Here is a 20,788-nt window from a genome sequence, read left to right as displayed (position 1 = left end):
TCGCTTGCGTGCCAACGCTCGCGCCGTCAGCGCTGCCGCAGCCACACGCGGCACAGCGCGACGAGCTTGTCGACGTCGATCGGTTTCGACACGTAGTCGTCGGCACCCGCTTCGAGGCAGCGCGCGCGATCGTTCGCCATCGCCTTCGCGGTCAGCGCGATGATCGGCAGATGCGCGAAGCGCGGATTGCGGCGAATCTCGCCCATCGCGGTCAGGCCGTCCATCTCGGGCATCATGATGTCCATCAGCACCAGATGCACTTCCGGCCCGTTCTCCAGTTCGTCGAGCGCCTCGCGGCCGTTGCGCGCGATCAGCAGTTTCGCGCCGAGCGGCTCCAGCACGTGCGACAGCGCGAAGATGTTGCGCACGTCGTCTTCGGCGAGCAGGATCGTGCGGCCCTCGAACGCATTGTCGCGTTGCCGCACGGTGCGCAGCATGCGCTGCTGCTCCGGCGCGAGCGACGACTCCACGCTATGCAGAAACAGCGTGACTTCATCGAGCAGACGCTCCGGCGATTTCGCGCCCTTGATGATGATCGACTTCGAGTAGCGGCGCAGCCGGTGCTCCTCTTCGCCGGACAGCATGCGGCCCGTGTAGACGATCACCGGCAGCGATGCATGCGCGCTGTTCGCGGCGAGGCGTTCGAGCAGATCGTAGCCGGTGCCGTCCGGCAGCGCGAGATCGGTGACGACGCAGTCGAACGTCAGCGCCGACAGTTGCTCGAACGCCTCGGCGAGCGTCGCGACCGCGACGATCTCGGTGTTCTCGCTTTGCAGCAGCGCGCGGATGCTTTCGCGCATCGGCGCGTCGTCCTCGATCACCAGCACGCGCTTCAGGCGCTGTTGCAGCCGCGCTTCGAGGCGGCGGATCGCGGCCTCCATCGTCGAGCGCGCGGTCGGCTTCAGCGTGTAGCCGATCGCGCCGAGGTGCAGCGCCTTGTCGGCATGATCGGTGGCCGACACGATATGGATCGGAATATGGCGAGTCAGCGGATCGTTCTTCAGCCATTCGAGCACCGTGAGGCCCGAGCGGTCCGGCAGACCGACGTCGAGCAGCACCGCGGCCGGCCGCATGTCGCGCACCAGCGCGAGGCCGCTCGCGGCATCGCTCGCGTGCACGAAGTCGAAGTCGAGTTCGTGCACGAGATCGCGCAGAATCGCGGCGAACGGCGGATCGTCTTCGACCGCGACGATCAGACGGCCCGCGCGGGTGCGATGGTCGCGATCGTCGGCTATCGACGCGGCGGCGGGCTCGGCGGCGCCGGGCAGCAAGGCTTCGCGCGACGCGGTGGGCGGCGCCCGGCCTGCCAGACCATTCGCTGGCGGGATCACCGCGGCGGGTGCGGTGTCGAGCGGCAGCCACAGCGAAAACACGCTGCCCTTGCCGACTTCGCTCGCCACCGTGATGCGCCCGCCCAGCAGCCGCGAGAACTCGCGCGAAATCGATAGCCCGAGGCCGCTGCCCCCATATTGACGGCTCGTCGAGCCATCGGCCTGCTGGAACGCCTCGAAGATCAGGTCGAGCTTGTCGGCCGGAATACCGATGCCCGAATCGCGCACGTCGAAGCGCAGCACGTTGTCCTCGACCCTGGCGACCTCGAGCGTGACCTCGCCGCGCTCGGTGAACTTCACCGCGTTCGACAGCAGGTTGCGCAGGATCTGCGTGAGCCGCTGGCCGTCGGTGACGAACGTATCGGGCGTGCCCGGCAACTTGTCGAAGGCGAGACGCAAGTGCTTGGTCGCCGCGATCGGACGAACCATTTCTTCGAGCGATTGCAGCGTCGCCTCGATCGACACCGTTTCGTGCTCGACCGTCAATTGACCCGCCTCGACCTTCGACAGGTCGAGAATGTCGTTGATCAGCACGAGCAGATCGCTGTTCGACGCGTGGATCGTCTCCGCGTAGCGCACCTGCTCGTCGGTCAGATTGCCGCTGCGATTCTGCTGCAGCAGCTTCGCGAGAATCAGCGAGCTGTTCAGCGGCGTGCGCAATTCGTGCGACATGTTCGCGAGGAACTCGGACTTGTAGCGGCTCGACTGTTCGAGGCGCTCCGCATTGGCCGCCAGATCGTTCTGCACGCGCAGCAGATCCGATTTTTGCCGCTCCAGCCGCAGCGCGTATTCCTCGAGCCGCACATTGGTCTGTTCGAGCTCGGCCTGCTGCGCTTCGAGGCGCCGTTGCGATTCCAGCAGCGCGCGGCCGCGTTCCTCGAGCCCTTCGTTGGAGACCCGCAACTCCTCCTGCTGGACCTGCAACTCCTCGTTCAGCTGCTGCGTCTCGGCGAGCGCATCCTGCAGGCGTTCGCGATACAGCGCCGCCTCGAGAAAATTGCCCATGCTGTGGCGGATCAGCTCCATGAACTCTTCGTCGCGCGGCGTCACCTCGCGCAGGAAGCCCATTTCGACGACGCCGTTGACCTGGCCGTCGTTGTCGATCGGCAGGATCAGCAGATTGCGCGGCGCGCCGCTGCCCGTCGCCGACACGACCCGCACGTAATCGGCCGGCACGTCGCGCAACACCAGCGTGCGGCGCGAGCGCGCGGCCTGGCCGACCAGCGTTTCACCCTCCTCGAAACTCAGAGCGGCCGTCTGCTCGCTGTCACGGCTATAGCCGTACGCGGCGATGCGGCGCAGCGTGCCGCTCTGCCTGTCGCGCACGTACAGCGCGGCGACGAGCGCATCGAGATATTGGGCGAGAAACTCGAGCATCGCGCGGCCGACGAGCGGCGCGCTCGTCTGGCCGACGACCTTGTCCGCGAGCAGGCGCTGGCCCGAGCGCAACCAGACCTGCTGCTCGAGCAGCGCGGTCTGTTCGCCCTGGCGGCGCAGCACGTCGTCGTAGGTCTCGGACAGGTCCAGCAGTTCGCGACGGCCTCGCCACGCTAGCAGGCCGCTGACGACGAGGCTGAACAGCAGGAACACGCCGACCAGCGTCGCCGTCACGTTGCGCGTCGCTTCGACGCGCTGCTGGCGCAAGCGCAATTCGACGTCGAGAAAATCGCCGAATTCGCGGCGCATTTCGTCGAATTCGAGCTTGCCGCGCCCCGCTGCGATCGTGCTCTCATAGTCCTGGTTGCGGCGGCGCGCGTCGATGATCTGTTCGGCGAAGCGGCTCCAACGCTCCTGCAAGACCTCGATCTGCTTGAGCCGCTCGATTTGCGGCGGGTTGTCGGCGACCTGCTTTTTCAACGCTTCGAGCTGTGCCTTGAATTTCGGGCCGCCGTTTTCATACGGCGCGAGGAAACTCTCGTTACCGGTGATCAGAAAGCCGCGCATCGACGATTCGCGATCCACCGCGAGCCGCAGCAATTCGTTGGCGTCGCCGATCACGCGCCCGGAGTGCTCGGCCCAGTTCATCGTCGACACGAGATACGCGATCAAGCCGACGAACAGCGCCATCGTGACGAGGCCGACGCCCAAAGGCAGCGCGATATTGCGGCGAAGTATGCGGCGGAAACGGAGTTGATCGACGGCCTGCGATGCGGTCATTTTTTCTGTAAGTGGCATGGCGAATCGGGTCGATGCGGAATATCTTTCGGGTCTGCGCACGGTGTTGAGTGCCGCGATGCGACCGCTGTCATCATACAAGGACGACCCGCACGCGCGCGACGCGGAATGCCAAAAAGAACCTGGCCGGCTAACACCGGCCAGATTCCTGCATCGACGCGCATCGACGCGCCGTGTTTCAGCTACGCTCAGCACCGTTCAGCGGCTAACGCGGCAGCGCATCAGCGCAACCGGCTCGGCCCGCTCAGGCCGGCACCGATTCCGCCTGCGCCGCGCGCGACCATACGCGATGCTGTCCGGCGGCCTTGATGAACGCCTTCAACACATCGGCAGACTGCGAGTCCTCGCCGGTCGCCACGCCGTCCGGCTGCGCGGGCAACTGCGCGGCCGTGAGCACGTCGCGCCCCGCGCCGAGCGCCGCGATCGCCTTCAGATGCTTGAACGCTTCGAGCACGAAGTGCCGCGCATCGCCCGATTGCGACAGTGCCTTCGCCCCCTTCTCGCCGCCGACCACGATCACCGCGTCGAACATCACCGATGGCAGCCCGGCGATCGTCGCGTCGGGCGCGAGGCCATCGATCTCGGCGAGCGTCGGCGCGATCAGCATCGGCGTTGCGCCTTCATCCGTGAGCGCCTGCTGCAACTGTTTGATCGCCGCGCCATCGGAGCCGGGTGCGGCGAGCAGCGCGATCTTGCGGGTCTTGATGCCGGGCTTCACGCGATTGAGCAGACTCAACGCCGGCGAAGTCTTCGGCCCGACGAGTTTCGCCGTGCCCTTTTTCGGCGCCGGCAAGCCGAGTCCTTCGGCGACCTTCGCGGCGAGAACGGCGTCGAAGTTCGCGAGAATCTCGTTGACCTGACGCGCGCGAATCTCGGGCTTCGTCACCTTGCCGAGCTCGAACTGATAGGCCGCCGCGATATGGTCTTTTTCCGGCTGCGACATGCTGTTGTAGAACAACGCGGCCTGCGAGAAATGATCGGCGAACGAGTCGCTGCGCACGCGAATCTTCGTGCCCTCGACGTGTTCGTGATGGCTGTCGAAGCCGCCATCTTCAGCGGCCGGATCGGTTTCCTTCGGCCAGCCGTCGTTCAGCGAGTTCGGCTCGTACGACGCCTGGCCGACATGGATCGCCTGCCGATGCATCGCATCGCGCTGATTGTTGACGGATGGACAGACCGGCCGGTTGATCGGAATCTCGTGAAAGTTCGGGCCACCGAGGCGGCTGATCTGAGTGTCCGTATACGAGAACAAACGCCCCTGCAGCAACGGATCGTTGGTGAAATCGATGCCCGGCACGATATGCCCCGGATGGAACGCGGCCTGTTCGGTCTCGGCGAAGAAGTTGTCCGGATTGCGATTGAGCGTCATCTTGCCGATGATTTTCACCGGCACCAGCTCTTCCGGAATCAGCTTGGTCGGATCGAGCAGGTCGAAATCGAACTTGTGCTCGTCGGCTTCCTCGACGATCTGCACGCCCAGTTCGTACTCCGGATAATCGCCGCGCTCGATCGCTTCCCATAGGTCGCGGCGGTGAAAGTCCGGGTCCTTGCCCGCGAGCTTCTGCGCTTCGTCCCACAGCAGCGAATACGAGCCGAGCACGGGACGCCAGTGGAACTTGACGAAACGAGCTTTGCCCTGCGCATTGACGAAGCGGAACGTGTGAACGCCGAAGCCTTCCATCGTCCGAAAGCTGCGCGGAATCGCGCGGTCCGACATCGTCCACAGCACCATGTGCGCCGATTCGGGCACGAGCGAGACGAAGTCCCAGAACGTGTCGTGCGCGGACCCGCCGGTCGGCATTTCGTTCGGTGCTTCCGGTTTCACCGCGTGCACGAAGTCAGGAAACTTGATCGCGTCCTGGATGAAGAACACCGGCATGTTGTTGCCCACCAGATCGAAATTGCCTTCCTGCGTGTAGAACTTCGTCGCGAAGCCGCGCACGTCGCGCACGGTGTCGGCAGAGCCGCGCGGACCTTGCACGGTCGAGAAACGCACATAGACCGGCGTTTCGGCGGCCGGGTCCTGCAAAAACGCGGCCTTGGTGTACTCGCGCATCGATTCGTAGACCTTGAAGACACCATGCGCGGCCGAGCCACGCGCGTGCACGATCCGTTCGGGAATACGCTCGTGGTCGAAGTGCGTGATCTTTTCACGCATGATGAAATCTTCCAGCAGCGATGGACCGCGCGGTCCCGCACGCAACGTGTTCTGGTTGTCGGCGATCTTGACGCCCTGATTGGTCCTCAGGGCCTCGCCTTGCGGCTTCACGCGATTGCGTTCGAGATCGTTCGATTTCGCGTCGTTCGACTGCGCGGCCCCGTTTGCCTGGGCCGCGGCCTTCTGGGTATTCGCTTTACCTGCCATGGGGATCGACTCCTTGTGTTCGGGCGCGCGGCGACGGAGGCGTCGCGGCGCGCGATCACAGAGTCAGCAAGGGCTATACCCACCAAGTCACGGCGCATTGGCTGCGCGGCGGCGGTGCGTCAGAACCGGTAGTTGATCGACACGTCGGCGACGCCGGTCGCGCGGCTGCGCGTGATCGGACTGTTGCCCGCGCTGCCGACGAGCTGCTCGAACGCGCCGTCGGCGGTCGCGAACCAGTGCTTGCTGAACAGCCAGATCGCGCTGACGCCGAAACCCACCGACTTGAAGCCCGCGCTCGCGTGGTACTGCGGATACTGCGAGTGCGCAGCCTGCTCCTGATTGACGCCGAACCAGCTGTTCATGTAATTGGAGTCCGCGAGCACCACGTTCGGGCCGGCGAACCAGAAGAACTGCCTGGTGCTGCCGGGCATCGGCATATAGGCGCCGAGATCGCCGATCCAGCCGTTCGATCCGCCGAAATAGCGGCGGATATCGGCGCGCAGGACGAGCGGAAAATCCTTCGACACGACGTACTCGCCCGAAAGCTTCAGACCGGGCGCCGGGTTGATGTTGCCGAGCCCGTTGAGCTCCTGCGGATCGTTCTGGCCGCGTCGCCCGAGGTCGTAGACCGCGGCGAGACTCATGCGCCAGTTCTCGCCCTGCGCGAAATTCACGCCGAAACCTTCGCCGCTCGACAGAAAGAACAGATCCTTGTAGCGCACGTCGATGCTCGGGCCGGCCACCAGGTGATAGCGGTCCGATCCTACGAAGCGCGGCTGGAACGATGTGGCCACGCCGAAGCGCAGTTGCCAGTCGGGAATGTTCGGCTGCCACATCTTCTGCAGCGGAACGCCCACCGAATATTGCCATTCGCCGAGCGGCGACGGCGTCTGCGCGAAGACCACACCCGGCACGCAGGCCATCGCGCCCAAGGTCGCGGCGACGAGCGAACTCGCCGCGATGCCGGTTTGTTTATGGCGAGGCATGGCGCCCCGCTTCTTTCTACGGCTGTTGACCACCGGAAGCCTCCAATTTCGCTCGTCGCGATGAGGTTAGGTTTTCGCCCGGGGTCCAGCGCGGACCCAAAAACGCGGACGACCGCCGCGCTGTTACTTACGGCGTGTAATTTTTCCAATCGATGAAGCGGGCAGCGCGATGTGCACGAGGCGCGGCGAGCCCGCATGACCCACGCGCTAGCGTGGTGGCCACTGCGCATAGTCCTTGCGCGCCGCGGTGACGCGGACAATGGCCAACGGAACATTGCTGCGCAAGATATGCGCCAACTCTGTGGAAGATTGATGACGAGCGCGACCCAAGGCGTAAGCCGAAGACGGTCCGGCGCTGCGGCGGCGCCGCTGGCGCCGCCGTTCGGAGGGGTTATTGCCCTGCTTCGACGAGCACCGGCTTGTCGCGATACAGGTTGGGGAACAGGCGTTTCAGGTTGGCGATTTTCGGCATGTCATTGAACACGATGTAGGCCGAATCGGGATGCAAGGTCAGATAGTTCTGGTGATACGACTCGGCCGGATAGAAGCCCTTGTAGGGCTCCGTCTTCGTGACGATCGGCGCGGGGAACACGTGCGACTTGTCGAGCTGCGCAATGTAGCTTTGCGCGACACGCCGTTGCGCGTCGTTCAGCGGAAAGATCGCGGAGCGGTATTGCGTGCCGCTGTCGGGCCCCTGACGATTCAGCTCGGTCGGGTCCTGAACCACCGAGAAATACACCTGCAGCAACTGGCCGTAGGTGACCTTGCCAGGATCGAACGTGACCTGCACCGATTCGGCGTGTCCCGTCTCGCCGCCGCTGACGGTCTCGTACTGCGCGGTGTCGCGTGAGCCGCCCGAGTAGCCGGACACCGCCCGCGTGACACCGCGCACATGCTGGAACACCCCCTGGACGCCCCAGAAGCAGCCACCCGCGAACACCGCGGTTTCCTCGTGCGCGGTGCTGGCCGGGATCGGTTCGTCGAGCGCGGGCGGCGCGATCACGACGGCGCTCTCCGCCGCGAACGCGACGCGCTGCGCGAGCGGCAACGCGAGCGCGGCCGCGCCTAGCAGCAACGACAACACGGCCGCGCGTGTGCGTTTCGAGCTGCCGCCGAACGATGTAAGGAATTGCGGTCTGTTGCGAGTCATGATGGTCGCTCCGGAAAAGTGCCGGCGCCCGCCCGCGTTGGCACGGTGCTGCCACGGCCGCATGCGGGTGCGCCGAAGCTTGGTCGCGCGGGCGCGGCGTTTATGACAGCATGCGCGCTTTCGCGGCCGGCGGCGCGGCCGCGCGGCTCACAGCGGAAATTTCGTGGTCGACAGGATTTCCTTCAGCACCATGAATGAGCGGATCTGCCGTACGCCCGGCAGATACAGCAACTGCTCGGCGTGGAGTCGATTGAAGCTGTCGCTGTCGCGCGTGCGGATCACCATGAAATAGTCGAACTCGCCGGTCACCACGTGGCACTCCATGCAGCCGGCCACTTTCTGCGCGGCCTTCTCGAACTCGGCGAACGACTCGGGCGTCGAGCGATCCAGTACCACGCCGATGATCACGAGCATGCCCGCGCCGGCCGCCTTTGGATCGAGCAGCGCGACCACGCCGCGAATCAGCCCCGATTCCTTCAAGCGTTCGACGCGCCGCAAACACGCCGGCGCGCTCAGCTTCACTTTCGCGGCGAGCGCCACGTTCGAAATAGACGCGTCGGTTTGCAACTGCCGCAGGATCGCGCGATCGATGCGATCGAGCGGATGGTGAATCGCGCCGATGCCCGAAGGTGGCGCTCCAGCACGAACTTTCGTTGCGCTCATGACCATGTGTACGAATTTTTGTTAGGAAGCGGACATTCTTTGATTTCGAAAAATACGTCTAAGCGATTTTTTTCGCAAGCTCATTTCGAGCGGTATTTCCTAACATGTACTCACGGAAATCACCCCACCACGGAGCCGCGATGAACCTGCAACGATTCCCCCGCTACCCGCTCACCTTCGGACCGACGCCAATTCAACCGCTCAAGCGTCTGAGCGAGCATCTCGGCGGCAAGGTCGAGCTGTATGCCAAGCGCGAGGACTGCAATAGCGGCCTCGCGTTCGGCGGCAACAAGACCCGCAAGCTCGAATATCTGATCCCCGACGCGCTCGCGCAGGGCTGCGACACGCTCGTGTCGATCGGCGGCATCCAGTCGAACCAGACGCGCCAGGTCGCGGCGGTTGCCGCGCATCTCGGCCTGAAGTGCGTGCTCGTGCAGGAGAACTGGGTCAACTACTCGGATGCGGTGTATGACCGCGTCGGCAACATCCAGATGTCGCGCATGATGGGCGCCGACGTGCGGCTCGTGCCGGACGGCTTCGACATCGGCTTTCGCAAGAGCTGGGAAGACGCGCTCGACAGCGTGCGCGCGGCCGGCGGCAAGCCGTACGCGATTCCGGCCGGCTGCTCCGACCATCCGCTCGGCGGCCTCGGCTTCGTCGGCTTTGCCGAAGAGGTGCGTCAGCAGGAAGCCGAACTGGGCTTCAAGTTCGACTACGTCGTCGTGTGCTCGGTGACGGGCAGCACGCAGGCTGGCATGGTCGTCGGTTTCGCCGCCGACGGCCGCGCCGATCGGGTGATCGGCATCGACGCATCGGCGAAACCGGCGCAGACACGCGAGCAGATCACGCGCATCGCGAAGCGGACCGCCGAGAGCGTCGAACTGGGCCGCGACATCACCGCGAAGGAGATCGTGCTCGACGAGCGCTACGGCGGCCCGGAATACGGTCTGCCGAGCGACGGCACGCTCGAGGCGATCCGTCTGTGCGCGCGACTCGAAGGCATGCTGACCGATCCGGTGTACGAGGGAAAGTCGATGCACGGCATGATCGACAAGGTGCGTAACGGCGAATTTCCGGCCGGCTCGCGCGTACTTTATGCGCACCTGGGCGGCGTGCCGGCGTTGAGCGCGTATAGCTTTATCTTCCGCAACGGTTGAGGGTTTAGGGGATTAGCCGACGGGCGTCCGCGGTTCGGTCGCGAGCTTCTTCCTCAGATGCCTGCGCAGAAACTCGACGAATGCCCGGATCGTGACCGAGCTTTGCCGATGCTGCGGATACACGGCATAGACGCCCGTCGCCGACGGCAGGAACGCTTCGAGCACGGGCACGAGTTGTCCGCTTGCGAGCGCATCGGCGACGATGAAATCCGGCAGCCGAACGATTCCAAGTCCCGCGACGGCCGCATCGCGAATCAGATCGCCGTTATTGGCGCGTAACGGCCCGCGCACCTCGACGCTCTTCACCACGCCCTCGACGCTGAAGTCCCAGCTCACCGCGCCGCCGTGGCCGTACAGCAGACATTCGTGGTTCGCGAGATCGCCAGGCACGGCCGGGCTGCCACGCCGGCGCAGATAACCGGGGCTGCAGCACGCGACCATCTTCACATCGATCAGCTTTTGCGCGATCAGCGACGAATCCGCCAGCGTGCCGATACGGATCGCCATGTCGAAGCCTTCGCCGACCACATCGACGGCGCGGTCGCTCAGTTCCATGTCGAAGCGCACGTCGCGATGCTCGCGCAGAAACGCCGCGACGAGCGGCGACAGATGCGTCATGCCGAACGACATCGGCGCGCTCACGCGTAGCAGCCCGCGCGGCCCGGCGCGGCGCAGCGACATGGCCTGCTCGGCGTCCTCGACCTCGCCGAGGATGCGCTTCGCGCGCTCGTAGAACTCCTGACCCAGATCGGTCACCGCCAGCTTGCGCGTGTTGCGGATCAGCAGTTGCACACCGAGCGCTTCCTCGAGCGCCATCACACGGCGGCTCACGAACTGTTTCGACAGCGACAGCCGGTTGGCCGCGGCGGTGAAATTGTGGGCGTCGACGGTCGCGACGAAGATGCGCATGTCATCGAGTTGCATCGTATTGTCCACTCCAATGCGACAGTGTTTCCGGCTTGATCATGATTATAGCCATCCGGATTGACCTACACTGTCGTTCATGGATCGCAGCCAAACATCTGGCCCGGATCGCACGACAAAACTCAAGGAGAAAGAGCATGCTCGAAATCAGACACGCCAACCAACGTGGCCGCGCGGAACACGGCTGGCTCAGCTCGCGTCATACGTTTTCGTTCGCGAACTATCACGATCCGAAGCAGAACGGCTTCTCCGACCTGCTCGTGATCAACGACGACCGTGTGGCGCCGGCGCAGGGCTTCGGCAAGCATCCGCATCGCGACATGGAGATCTTTTCGTACGTGCTCGACGGCGCGCTCGAACACAAGGACACGATGGGCACGGGCTCGGTGATCGTGCCGGGCGACGTCCAGTTGATGAGCGCGGGCACCGGTGTGGCGCACAGCGAATACAACCATTCGAAGAGCGAGCCGGTGCACTTTCTGCAGATCTGGATCGCGCCGGCCCAGCAAGGCACGAAGCCGCGCTATCAGCAACAGCACTTCGACGCGGCCGACAAGCGCGGTGTGCTGCGGCTCGTGCTGTCGCCGGACGGTGCGCACGGTTCACTGCAGTTGCAACAGGATGCGCGCGTGTATGCCGGTCTGTTCGACGGCGAGGAAACCGCGCGGCTCGAACTCGCGAAGGACCGCTACGCATATGTTCAGGTGGCGCGCGGCAGCGTCACGGTGAATGGCGTCGAGCTTGGCGAGGGTGACGGCGCGCGGGTGCAGGGTGAAGAAGCGCTGACGTTCACGCAGGGCCGCGATGCGGAAGTGCTCGTGTTCGACCTGCGTAATATCGAAACCTCGGCGTTGTGGGCATAAGCGCTCCGCTTGCGCCGCTATTGACTCAAACCTGAACGCGGCTCGCTGGACGACGATTTCCAGCGAGCTTCATCGCTCGACCCTATCGGGAAAAATCATGCGCTACACACTGTTTGAAAACCAGAAAGACGTCGTCGTTCTCGTCGCTCGAATCCTGCTGATGGTGCTGTTCGTGATGTTCGGCTGGTCGAAGCTGACCGGCTTTGCCGGCACCGTCGCTTATATGACGTCGATCGGCGCGCCCGTGCCGGCGTTCTCGGCTGTTATCGCGGTGGTGATGGAGCTTGTGGTGGGCGTCGCGCTGTTAGTGGGATTTTTCACGCGACCGCTGGCGCTGCTGCTTGCGGTGTATACGCTCGGCACCGCGATCATCGGCCATCACTACTGGAACATGACCGGCGCGATGCAATACGACAATATGATTCATTTCTACAAGAACATCGGCATCATCGGCGGGTTGCTGCTGTTGTGCGTGACCGGCCCCGGCAAGTATTCGTTCGACCGGCGGTGATACCGATTCCCGTGCTTTAACGAAAAAGGCCCGCACGAATGCGGGCCTTTGTTGCATGCGCAAACTGAAACGGCGGCCCGCGAGCCGCCGTTTGCCTCTCTGAGCTACCGAATCAAACCGCTGCTTCGGCTTCCGCTTCCGCTTCGCTGACCGCCGCGACTTCTTCGCTGTTGCGGATCAGGTGATCGAATGCGGACAGCGATGCCTTCGCACCCTCTCCCACCGCGATCACGATCTGCTTGAACGGCACCGTGGTCACGTCGCCGGCGGCGAACACGCCCGGCACCGACGTCGCGCCGCGCGCATCGACGACGATCTCGCCATGCTTCGACAGCTCGACCGTGCCCTTCAGCCATTCGGTGTTCGGCACGAGACCGATCTGCACGAACACGCCTTCGAGTTCGACCGTCTTCACTTCGCCCGAAGCGAGGTCCTTGTAGACCAGACCGTTGACCTTCTTGCCGTCGCCGGTGATTTCCGTGGTCTGCGCCTGCGTGAGGACCGTCACGTTCGGCAGGCTGCGCAGCTTGCGTTGCAGCACCTCGTCGGCACGCAGCGTCGCACCGAATTCGAGCAGCGTCACTTCGCGCACGAGACCCGCGAGGTCGATCGCCGCCTCGACGCCCGAGTTGCCGCCGCCGATCACCGCGACGCGCTTGCCCTTGAACAGCGGGCCATCGCAGTGCGGGCAGTACGCGACGCCATGATTGCGATACTCGCGCTCGCCCGGCACGTTGATTTCGCGCCAGCGCGCACCGGTCGCGAGGATGATCGTCTTCGCCTTCAGCACCGCGCCGTTGGCCAGACGTACTTCGATGATGCGCCCAGGAATCAGCGCTTCGGCGCGCTGCACGTCCATGATGTCGACGTCATAGGTCTTCACGTGCTGTTCGAGCGCGGTCGCGAACTTCGGTCCTTCGGTTTCGGTCACGGAGACGAAGTTCTCGATCGACAGCGTGTCGAGCACCTGGCCACCAAAACGCTCGGCCACGACACCGGTCGCAATGCCCTTGCGCGCCGAGTAGATCGCCGCCGCCGCGCCCGCCGGGCCGCCGCCGACGATCAGCGTGTCGAACACCGGCTTGTTCTCCAGTTGCTTCGCGGCGCGCGCACCGGCGTTGGTATCGAGCTTCGCGAGGATTTCCTTCACGCCGCTGCGGCCCTGGCCGAAGGTTTCGCCGTTCAGGAACATCGTCGGTACCGCCATGATCTGGCGCGCGTCGACTTCGTTCTGGAACAGCGCGCCGTCGATCGCGACGTGACGGATGCGCGGATTGATCAACGCCATCACGTTCAGCGCCTGCACGACTTCCGGGCAGTTCTGGCACGACAGCGAGAAATACGTTTCGAATTGATAGTCGCCGTCGAGGCTGCGGATCTGTTCGATCACCGCATCGTCGAGTTTGACCGGGTGGCCGCCGACCTGCAGCAGTGCGAGGACGAGCGACGTGAATTCATGCCCCATCGGAATGCCGGCGAAACGGATGCCGGTTTCCTTGCCCGCTTCGCCAATCGAGAACGACGGCTTGCGTTCGTCGTCGCCGCGACGCTCGATCACCGTGACGCGCTCCGACAAGGTCGCGATGTCGTTCAGCAGGGCCAGCAGCTCCTGGGACTTCGCGCTGTCATCGATCGACGCGACGAGCTCGATAGGCCTGCTAACTTTTTCGAGGTACGACTTCAGTTGAGTCTTGAGATTGACGTCGAGCATGGCGTTGCGATTCCGTGACGAGGGGTGTGGGTGTCCCGGCGCCGCACGCATCCGGATAGGACGTGTTGGGCCCGGGGACGCGCGAAGCGCCGTATCAGGCGATTCGCGCGGTGAAGCGCCGGGAAGATCCCGGCAGATGCAGACTGCGGGTGCAGCGTGAGCTGCGCGGACCTTAGATCTTGCCGATCAGGTCGAGCGACGGGGTCAGCGTTTGCGCGCCCGGCGTCCACTTGGCGGGGCACACTTCGCCCGGGTGCTTGGCGATGTACTGAGCAGCCTGAACCTTGCGCAGCAGTTCGCCAGCGTCACGGCCGATGCCGTTGTCGTGGATTTCGCACAGCTTGATCTCGCCTTCCGGGTTGATCACGAACGTGCCACGCAGCGCGAGGCCTTCTTCTTCGATCAGCACGTCGAAGTTGCGCGAGATAGCGAGCGTCGGGTCAGCCAGCATCGGGTACTTGATCTTGCGGATCGTATCCGACGTGTCGTGCCAGGCCTTGTGCGTGAAGTGCGTATCGGTCGACACGCTGTAGATTTCCACGCCCAGCTTCTTGAAATCTTCATAACGATCGGCCAGGTCACCGAGTTCGGTCGGGCACACGAACGTGAAGTCGGCCGGGTAGAACACGAAAACCGACCACTTGCCCTTCAGGCTTTCTTCAGTGACGGTCTGGAAATCGCCGTTGTGAAAAGCCTGTGCTTTGAACGGTTTGACTTGACTGTTGATGATCGGCATTTGCTAAATCCTCTCTTTGAGGGGGTTGGAAAGTGGAGCCAGTATGTCAGAGTGCGCTTAATAGGTAAAGCAGATTGTATTAATGAGTTCGATAGTCTCGCACTATTCATTTCGTCAGTCGAAACTATCGGACGATTTGCCGGGCGTTTCAGCCCTTCAGAAGCCGCCACAGCGTGGTTCTGCCGATGCCGAGCGCTCGGCTCGCGGCGGCGCGATTGCCGCCCGATTGTTCGAGAGCGCGCAGCGCAGCCTCACGGCTGGGGGTAGCGCGGGGCGCCGTACTGCCGGGCGCAGGGCCCGGAGGCGCCTGGGTGATCTGCTCGACCTCGACCGCGCTGATCCGGAAGAACTCGGGAAACACGGCCTGCCGGTCTGGCAAGGCGTCGGCAGTCAAGTTCCCGGACATCTCGTTGGTTGGCTCACCGATATAAATCGCCGCGCGGGCCAGGAGATTTTCCAGTTCACGGACGTTACCGGGCCACGCGTAATCCGCAAAAAGCGGGGCGAGAAACACGAGCACCCGCTCGAGCCCGGCCGCCGACAAGCCGTACTGCAGCGCGCTGCGCTGCAGCAGGTGCCGCGCCAGCGGCGCGATGTCGGCACGGCGTTCGCGCAGCGGCGGCAATTTTATCTGAAGCAGATTTAATCTGAAATACAGGTCCGCGCGAAACGCGCCCTCCTCGACGAGCGCGTGCAGATCACGGTGCGTCGCAGCGATCACCCTCACGTCGACCGGCGTCGCGCGGCCCGCGCCGAGCTTCATCACCTCGCGCTCCTGCAGCACGCGCAATAGCCGGCTTTGCAGCGCGGCCGGCATTTCGCCGATCTCATCGAGAAAAATAGTGCCGGTGTGCGCGATTTCAAACAACCCCGGCTTGCCGCCGCGCCGCGCACCCGTGAACGCCCCTTCCTCGTGTCCGAACAGTTCGCTTTCGATCAGCCCCTCGGGCACCGCCGCGCAGTTGAACGCGACGAACGGATTGCCGCGCCGCCGGCTCGCGTTGTGGATGCCCTGTGCGACCAGTTCCTTGCCGGTGCCGCTTTCGCCGCTCAGGAGCACGGTCGCGTCGTGCGCGGCGCCGGCGCGCGCGAGCCGGCGCACGCGCTCGAGCGCCGCCGAAGCGCCGATCAGATCGTCGAGCCGGTGCCGCGCGACCAGATGCCTCGGCCGCTGGCTGGTGCGCAGGGAACGGTCGATCCGCTGCGCAACGAGCGCGTCCTGCGCCGTCACGACGAAACCGGCGCGCGCGCCCTGCTCGACGATCGGCACACAGCCGACGATCAGTGCGCGGCCGCCAATCTGTTCGATGCGTTCGTCGACCGGCTGGTCGGCGGCGCGCGTCTCGCGCAGCAGCGGCGCGAGCGCGCGCGCGACTCGTGCGGGGGTGTCCTCGTCGTCGTTTGGGACCGCCTGCGCGGCGCCTAGACCGAGCAGTTCGAGCATTGCCGGGTTGACGGCTTCGAGCTGGGCGGCTTCGTCGAACGCGGCGACGCCGTCGCGCAGATGCGCGACGATCGTGTTCAGGCGCACCCGCTTCGATTCCTTCTGGCGGCTCACCCGCGCCAGTTCGACCGAGCGCTCGAACGCTTCCTCGACCGCGGCAAGCGAATACAGGAACACGCTTTCCATGCCGGCCTGCTGCGCCAGATCGCAGGCCATGCCAGCGCCGACCACCACGCGGCAGCCCTGCGCGGCGAGTTCATCGACTGCGAGCCGCACTTCGTCGATCGACCGATACGCGCGCTGCCGCAGATCGACGTTCAAGAGCGGGCCCAGGTCGGCCAGCTCCTGCGCGATTGCTTCGTGCAGCACGAGCCCGATGCGCGCCTGCGGCCATGTGGCGGTCGCGCGCGTGATCGCGCTCAGCACGTCGAAGCCATTCACCTTGACCATTACCACCGGCACGCTGAGGTTCTCGCGCAGGTACGCGCCGTTCGAGCCGGCGGACAGCACGACGTCGACCGAACCTGCGTCCACGTAAGCCTGCAACGCGGCGACGGCCGCGCCGTAGCCCTCCCGCACCGTGAAGAACTTCGCCCGGCCCGCGTAGCGCGGCGCCACCGTCTCGCAAAGCGACTGCAGTCGGCTGATACTGACGAGTGCGACACCGGGCCGCCTGGCATCGACGGCGGGGCCAGGATTCGCGACAAATGGGGTGAACGTGGACACGCGGCTCTCCTTGATTGAAACGTTCCTCGAAACGTTTCATGAAACGTTCCACCGATTGTGCCATGAACGTCCAGGCAGGAGTTCACATCGCGCAAAGCCTTGTTCCAGCGGCACGACCGGCGAACTGCCGTTCAATGGCACGCTTCCTGCAGAAGGTCGGCCGCGTTCCCTTACCGATTTCCCTTCTGGAGACCTGCATCATGACCACCACTTCCGCCACCCGCCGCGCCGCGTTCCGCGCCAAGGTCAATCAGCGTCAGGGCCTGCTCGTGCCCGGCGCGTTCAACGCGATGAGCGCGCGCGTGATCGAGGACGCCGGCTTCGAGGCGGTCTACATCACCGGCGCGGGCGTCACCAACATGTCGCTCGGTCTACCCGACCTGGGCTTCATCGGCCTTGCCGAAGTCGCAGAGCACACCGCGCGTATCCGCGACGCGGTCGCGCTGCCGCTGATCGTCGATGCCGACACCGGCTTCGGCAACGCGCTGAACGTGCGCCAGACCGTGCGCGTGCTGGAGCGCAGCGGCGCCGACGTGATCCAGTTCGAAGATCAGGTGATGCCCAAAAAATGCGGCCACTTCTCGGGCAAGGAAGTCGTCGCGGCGAGCGAGATGGTCGGCAAGATCCGCGCGGCTGTCGACGCGCGCGAAGACGCGAACCTGCAGATCATGGCGCGCACCGACGCGGCCGCGGTCCACGGCATCGAGGACGCGATCGAGCGCGGTCATCGCTTCATCGAGGCGGGCGCCGACATCCTGTTCATCGAGGCGACCGAATCGCTCGCCGACATCGAGCGTCTGCCGGGGCTGTTCAATGTGCCGCAGCTGATCAACATCGTGATCGGCGGCAAGACGCCGGTGCAGTCGCGCGACGCGCTCGCGAAGCTCGGCTACGGCATCGTGCTGTACGCGAATGCGGCGCTGCAGGGCGCGGTGCTCGGCATGCAGCGCGCGCTCGGCACGCTGCAAAGCAACGGCCGCCTCGACGAGGACGCGACGATCGTCGCGCCGTTCAGCGAGCGCCAGCGGCTCGTCAACAAGCCGCTGTATGACCGGCTGGACAAGGAGTACGCGGGGAAGGACTGACGCTCGGGCGGCGGCGCGGCGGTGCGACGCGCTGCATGCCTGCGCGATGTGGAACCCTTTATTGCGTTAGGATTCAGGGCTGGCAATCGGGCACGCTGATGTTCGCGGCGCCGGCCTCGTCCGCGGGGCCGCTCTCCCGGCTGCCGGCAGAAGCACGAAAACGCAAACGAAAGGTAGTCGCAAGCACCATGACGTCAAACTCTTCACGCGCCCCGCGCGGGCTCGTCAATTGTCTTTCAGCGCGCACGCGCGCAGCACGGGAGCTCGCCCGATGAGCGGCACCCGCACCGCGCACGTCGGCTGGCTGCCGTACATCGTCGCGGCTACCTTCTTCATGGAGTACCTCGACACCACGGTGATCGCCACCGCGCTGCCGCAGATGGCGCGTTCGTTCGGCGTCGGCCCGAACAGCCTGAGTCTCGGCATGACCGCCTACATGCTCGCGCTCGCGATCTTCATCCCGGCGAGCGGCTGGGTCGCCGACCGCTGCGGCGCGCGCACCGTGTTCGTCAGCGCGATCGGCGTGTTCACGGTCGCGTCGGTGCTGTGCGGACTGTCGCAGAACGTGCCCGAGTTCACGGCCGCACGGCTGCTGCAAGGCATCGGCGGCGCGATGATGGTGCCGGTCGGCCGTCTCATCGTGGTCCGCAGCACCGAGAAAGCTCGCATGATGCAGGCGATCTCGACGATCACATGGCCGGCCATCGCGGCGCCGGTGGTCGGCCCGCCGATCGGCGGCTTCATCACGACCTACGCGTCGTGGCGCTGGATCTTCCTGCTGAACGTGCCGTTCGGCCTCGCGGCGATTGCCGTCGCGCTCGCCATCGTGCCGAACCTGCGCGGCACCGAACGCAAGCCGCTCGACGTCGTCGGCCTGCTGCTGAGCGGCGTCGCGCTGACCGCGATTCTGTACGGCGCGGAACTCGCGAGCCAGCCGACCACCAATCCGTGGCTCGCGGTCTCGATCGTGGCGGGCGGTCTGCTGGTCGGCGCGCTCGCGTTCCAGCATGCGAAGCGTCATCCGTATCCGCTCGTCGACGTGTCGACGCTGAAGGTGCCGACGTTTTCCGTGACGGTCATCACCGGCTCGTTCACGCGCATTGGCATCGGCGCGGTGCCCTATCTGATGCCGCTGCTGTTCCAGGTCGGTTTCGGGCTGTCGGCGTTCCGCTCGGGGCTGCTGCTGCTCGCGAGCGCGCTCGGCAATCTCGGCATGAAGGCGCTGACCACGCGCATCCTGCAGCGCTACGGCTTCCGGATGGTGTCGATCGTCGATGTGGCGGTGGCCGGCATTTTCATCATCGCGTGCGGACTGCTGACGCCGGACGTGCCGCTCGTGTTCGTGCTGATCGTCGTGTTCGTGTACGGCGTCGCGCGCTCGATGCAGTTCTCGACGCTCGCGACGCTCGCCTATGCCGACATCCCGCAGCCGCAGATGAGCGCGGCGAGTACGCTGTGGAGCGCGGCCGCGCAGATGACGATCGGTCTCGGCATCGCATTCGGCGCGGTGTCGCTGCGCGTCGCGGCGCTGTTCAACGGCGAGACGACCGGCCACGTGTTCACGCTCGACGATTTCCGCCTCGCGTTCCTGTTCGCGGGCGTGCTGACGCTGCTGTCCGTGCTTGGATATATGGGGCTCGCCCGCAATGCCGGGCAGAGTATCGGTGGGGGTTCGCGCGGCGGTGAAACTCCGGCGAAGAGCTAGCGGACGCAGCAAGCGCTGCGCGATCAAAAGGAGATGTGCCGTGCAAGCAGGCGAACTGACGATTTCCAGCCGCATCGACGATCTCGACCTCGACCTCGTCTACACATTCCTGTCGCAGGAAACGCCGTGGGCGCGAGGCATGCCACGCGCGACCTTCAAGCGCGCCGTCGCCGGGTCGCTCTGCTTCGGCGGGTTTGTCGACGGCAAGCAGATGGCGTTCGCGCGCCTCGTCACCGACGAGGCGACCTTCGCCTACCTATGCGACGTGTTCGTGCTGCCCGCGTATCGCGGCCAGGGCTATGCGTCGGCGTTGATGAAACATATCTTTGCGAGCCCTTCGCTCGTCACGCTGCGCAGAATCATGTTGGTCACGACCGACGCGCGTCACCTCTATGCGCCGCATGGGTTCACGTCGCTCGAGAACCCCGAGCGGTATATGGAGCTGCATCGACCGGATGTTTACAAAGAAGCGGCCGAATAGGCCCCGCCTCGGCACGCCTCCCACTGATGGGACCCAGCCTCAGCCGTACGCGCGCTCGCGCATCCACTTCGTCATGATCCACTTATCGCCGGCAAGCACCGGCGCGCCGCCGTGCAGGGTCGACGGATCGAGCTGGCGCTGGCCGTTCGTGTAGCGGAAATACACCACGCCGCCCGCGCGCACCTAGTCGCGCGTCAACTGCCCGCGATAGTGCAGCAGCCCTCGGCGCGCCTGCTGCCTGAGCATCCGCTGCACGAACGGCGACCAGCCGAACAGCGTGCCGCGCACGCCCATCGCCTGGCGCATCCACAGCCACAGATCGAAGCGGTCGCGATGCTCGACGATGAGCCCATCGCGGAACACGAAACGCGCCTCGATCCGGTTCACGACGTCGCGCCCCGTCTGGACGAAACGGTAGCGCGCCACCCACTGCGCGCGGCCGGTATGGTCGTCCGCCTCGATGTCGCTGAAGCTCAGCGTGAAGTCTTGCGCATGCTTGACGAGCATGCGCCACATGTCGCGCGCTTCGTCGCCGACCAGCTCGCCGAAAGCGGGGTCGCTGAAGACGACGTCGTCGGCATAACAGGCGACCATGGTCTCGGCGTCGCGTTGCTGGAAGGCGGTGTAGAAACGTTCGATCAGCTCGGTGTTGGGATGGCTCATTGATGTCGTATGGTGTATTGCGGGAGCGCGTCATGCACGCGCAGCGTCGCGCCACGCTCCGGAAAAACAGCCCGCGCGCTGTAGGCGGCGGCGATGGCGCACACGATATCGG

At 64.9% G+C, this 20,788-nt stretch carries 16 protein-coding genes and 1 pseudogene; 6 read left to right on the top strand and 11 right to left on the bottom strand.

Annotated elements, in window-relative coordinates:
• Nucleotides 1–26: 26 nt before the first annotated feature.
• The 5 genes from HWY30_RS13860 to HWY30_RS13840 all read right to left on the bottom strand — a co-directional run bounded on the left by HWY30_RS13860 (nt 27) and on the right by HWY30_RS13840 (nt 8,670).
• Nucleotides 27–3,488: a response regulator gene (locus HWY30_RS13860; RefSeq protein WP_090809803.1), complete on the bottom strand. Its 3,462-nt coding sequence runs from the start codon at nt 3,486–3,488 to the stop codon at nt 27–29.
• Nucleotides 3,489–3,750: 262 nt separating this feature from the next.
• Nucleotides 3,751–5,871: a catalase HPII gene (gene katE / locus HWY30_RS13855; RefSeq protein WP_090809801.1), complete on the bottom strand. Its 2,121-nt coding sequence runs from the start codon at nt 5,869–5,871 to the stop codon at nt 3,751–3,753.
• Nucleotides 5,872–5,990: 119 nt separating this feature from the next.
• Entirely contained in the window at nt 5,991–6,890 is a 900-nt protein-coding gene (locus tag HWY30_RS13850) for a MipA/OmpV family protein (protein ID WP_090809799.1), read from the bottom strand.
• Nucleotides 6,891–7,248: 358 nt separating this feature from the next.
• The gene (gene msrA / locus HWY30_RS13845; protein WP_090810517.1) at nt 7,249–8,007 is read right to left on the bottom strand and encodes a peptide-methionine (S)-S-oxide reductase MsrA; all 759 of its coding nucleotides are present in this window, start codon (nt 8,005–8,007) and stop codon (nt 7,249–7,251) included.
• A gap of 147 nt (nt 8,008–8,154) precedes the next feature.
• Nucleotides 8,155–8,670, bottom strand: coding sequence for an Lrp/AsnC family transcriptional regulator (locus tag HWY30_RS13840; RefSeq protein WP_026226668.1), 516 nt, complete (start codon nt 8,668–8,670; stop codon nt 8,155–8,157).
• Between the two features lie 140 nt (nt 8,671–8,810).
• Here HWY30_RS13840 and HWY30_RS13835 point away from each other — a divergent pair, with 140 nt between their 5' ends.
• Nucleotides 8,811–9,827, top strand: coding sequence for a 1-aminocyclopropane-1-carboxylate deaminase (locus tag HWY30_RS13835; protein ID WP_090809797.1), 1,017 nt, complete (start codon nt 8,811–8,813; stop codon nt 9,825–9,827).
• A gap of 12 nt (nt 9,828–9,839) precedes the next feature.
• On the opposite strand, the gene HWY30_RS13830 is transcribed toward HWY30_RS13835, so the two are convergent.
• Nucleotides 9,840–10,751 (bottom strand): LysR family transcriptional regulator, encoded by a 912-nt coding sequence (locus HWY30_RS13830; RefSeq protein ID WP_090810514.1) that lies wholly within the window; start codon nt 10,749–10,751, stop codon nt 9,840–9,842.
• 137 nt (nt 10,752–10,888) lie between these two features.
• On the opposite strand from HWY30_RS13830, the gene HWY30_RS13825 reads away from it, so the two are divergent.
• Together HWY30_RS13825 and HWY30_RS13820 are read left to right on the top strand one after the other, a co-directional pair.
• Nucleotides 10,889–11,614, top strand: coding sequence for a pirin family protein (locus HWY30_RS13825; protein WP_090809795.1), 726 nt, complete (start codon nt 10,889–10,891; stop codon nt 11,612–11,614).
• A 97-nt stretch (nt 11,615–11,711) separates the two neighbouring features.
• On the top strand, nt 11,712–12,125 hold the full coding sequence (locus tag HWY30_RS13820) for a DoxX family protein (RefSeq protein ID WP_090809793.1): 414 nt from the start codon (nt 11,712–11,714) through the stop codon (nt 12,123–12,125).
• Nucleotides 12,126–12,237: 112 nt separating this feature from the next.
• Here the strand turns inward: HWY30_RS13820 and ahpF are convergent, their stop codons facing one another.
• From ahpF to prpR, 3 genes are all read right to left on the bottom strand, one after another.
• Nucleotides 12,238–13,836 carry an alkyl hydroperoxide reductase subunit F gene (gene ahpF, locus HWY30_RS13815; protein ID WP_090809791.1) on the bottom strand — a complete coding sequence of 533 codons (1,599 nt, stop codon included), beginning with the start codon at nt 13,834–13,836 and terminating at the stop codon, nt 12,238–12,240.
• 172 nt (nt 13,837–14,008) lie between these two features.
• Nucleotides 14,009–14,572: an alkyl hydroperoxide reductase subunit C gene (gene ahpC, locus HWY30_RS13810; RefSeq protein WP_090809789.1), complete on the bottom strand. Its 564-nt coding sequence runs from the start codon at nt 14,570–14,572 to the stop codon at nt 14,009–14,011.
• 148 nt (nt 14,573–14,720) lie between these two features.
• On the bottom strand, nt 14,721–16,742 hold the full coding sequence (gene prpR / locus HWY30_RS13805; protein ID WP_090809787.1) for a propionate catabolism operon regulatory protein PrpR: 2,022 nt from the start codon (nt 16,740–16,742) through the stop codon (nt 14,721–14,723).
• Between the two features lie 200 nt (nt 16,743–16,942).
• Between prpR and HWY30_RS13800 the strand changes: the two genes are divergently transcribed.
• The 3 genes from HWY30_RS13800 (at nt 16,943) to HWY30_RS13790 (ending at nt 20,013) form a co-directional block, all read left to right on the top strand.
• On the top strand, nt 16,943–17,827 hold the full coding sequence (locus HWY30_RS13800; protein ID WP_090810512.1) for an isocitrate lyase/PEP mutase family protein: 885 nt from the start codon (nt 16,943–16,945) through the stop codon (nt 17,825–17,827).
• 271 nt (nt 17,828–18,098) lie between these two features.
• Nucleotides 18,099–19,532 (top strand): MFS transporter, encoded by a 1,434-nt coding sequence (locus tag HWY30_RS13795; RefSeq protein WP_090809785.1) that lies wholly within the window; start codon nt 18,099–18,101, stop codon nt 19,530–19,532.
• Nucleotides 19,533–19,572: 40 nt separating this feature from the next.
• Nucleotides 19,573–20,013 carry a GNAT family N-acetyltransferase gene (locus HWY30_RS13790; RefSeq protein WP_090809783.1) on the top strand — a complete coding sequence of 147 codons (441 nt, stop codon included), beginning with the start codon at nt 19,573–19,575 and terminating at the stop codon, nt 20,011–20,013.
• A gap of 39 nt (nt 20,014–20,052) precedes the next feature.
• Here the strand turns inward: HWY30_RS13790 and HWY30_RS13785 are convergent.
• Together HWY30_RS13785 and HWY30_RS13780 are read right to left on the bottom strand one after the other, a co-directional pair.
• Nucleotides 20,053–20,193 (bottom strand): annotated as a pseudogene (locus HWY30_RS13785) (2-oxoglutarate-dependent dioxygenase); the annotation flags it as partial.
• Between the two features lie 3 nt (nt 20,194–20,196).
• The gene (locus HWY30_RS13780) at nt 20,197–20,676 is read right to left on the bottom strand and encodes a nuclear transport factor 2 family protein (protein WP_090809781.1); all 480 of its coding nucleotides are present in this window, start codon (nt 20,674–20,676) and stop codon (nt 20,197–20,199) included.
• Between the last annotated feature and the right edge of the window lie 112 nt (nt 20,677–20,788).

It is taken from the genome of Paraburkholderia tuberum STM678 (genome assembly GCF_902833905.1).
Classification (GTDB): domain Bacteria; phylum Pseudomonadota; class Gammaproteobacteria; order Burkholderiales; family Burkholderiaceae; genus Paraburkholderia; species Paraburkholderia tuberum.
This window is presented reverse-complemented; position numbering and strand designations above follow the sequence as displayed.

Bases quoted from the DNA above. Each gene is read 5' to 3' on its own strand.
- HWY30_RS13860 (WP_090809803.1), bottom strand. From the start codon at position 3,488: ATGACCGCATCGCAGGCCGTCGATCAACTCCGTTTCCGCCGCATACTT.
- HWY30_RS13820 (WP_090809793.1), top strand. From the start codon at position 11,712: ATGCGCTACACACTGTTTGAAAACCAGAAAGACGTCGTCGTTCTCGTC.
- msrA (WP_090810517.1), bottom strand. From the start codon at position 8,007: ATGACTCGCAACAGACCGCAATTCCTTACATCGTTCGGCGGCAGCTCG.
- HWY30_RS13795 (WP_090809785.1), top strand. From the start codon at position 18,099: ATGAGCGGCACCCGCACCGCGCACGTCGGCTGGCTGCCGTACATCGTC.
- HWY30_RS13830 (WP_090810514.1), bottom strand. From the start codon at position 10,751: ATGCAACTCGATGACATGCGCATCTTCGTCGCGACCGTCGACGCCCAC.
- ahpC (WP_090809789.1), bottom strand. From the start codon at position 14,572: ATGCCGATCATCAACAGTCAAGTCAAACCGTTCAAAGCACAGGCTTTT.
- HWY30_RS13800 (WP_090810512.1), top strand. From the start codon at position 16,943: ATGACCACCACTTCCGCCACCCGCCGCGCCGCGTTCCGCGCCAAGGTC.
- HWY30_RS13780 (WP_090809781.1), bottom strand. From the start codon at position 20,676: ATGAGCCATCCCAACACCGAGCTGATCGAACGTTTCTACACCGCCTTC.
- HWY30_RS13840 (WP_026226668.1), bottom strand. From the start codon at position 8,670: ATGAGCGCAACGAAAGTTCGTGCTGGAGCGCCACCTTCGGGCATCGGC.
- HWY30_RS13835 (WP_090809797.1), top strand. From the start codon at position 8,811: ATGAACCTGCAACGATTCCCCCGCTACCCGCTCACCTTCGGACCGACG.
- katE (WP_090809801.1), bottom strand. From the start codon at position 5,871: ATGGCAGGTAAAGCGAATACCCAGAAGGCCGCGGCCCAGGCAAACGGG.
- ahpF (WP_090809791.1), bottom strand. From the start codon at position 13,836: ATGCTCGACGTCAATCTCAAGACTCAACTGAAGTCGTACCTCGAAAAA.
- HWY30_RS13825 (WP_090809795.1), top strand. From the start codon at position 10,889: ATGCTCGAAATCAGACACGCCAACCAACGTGGCCGCGCGGAACACGGC.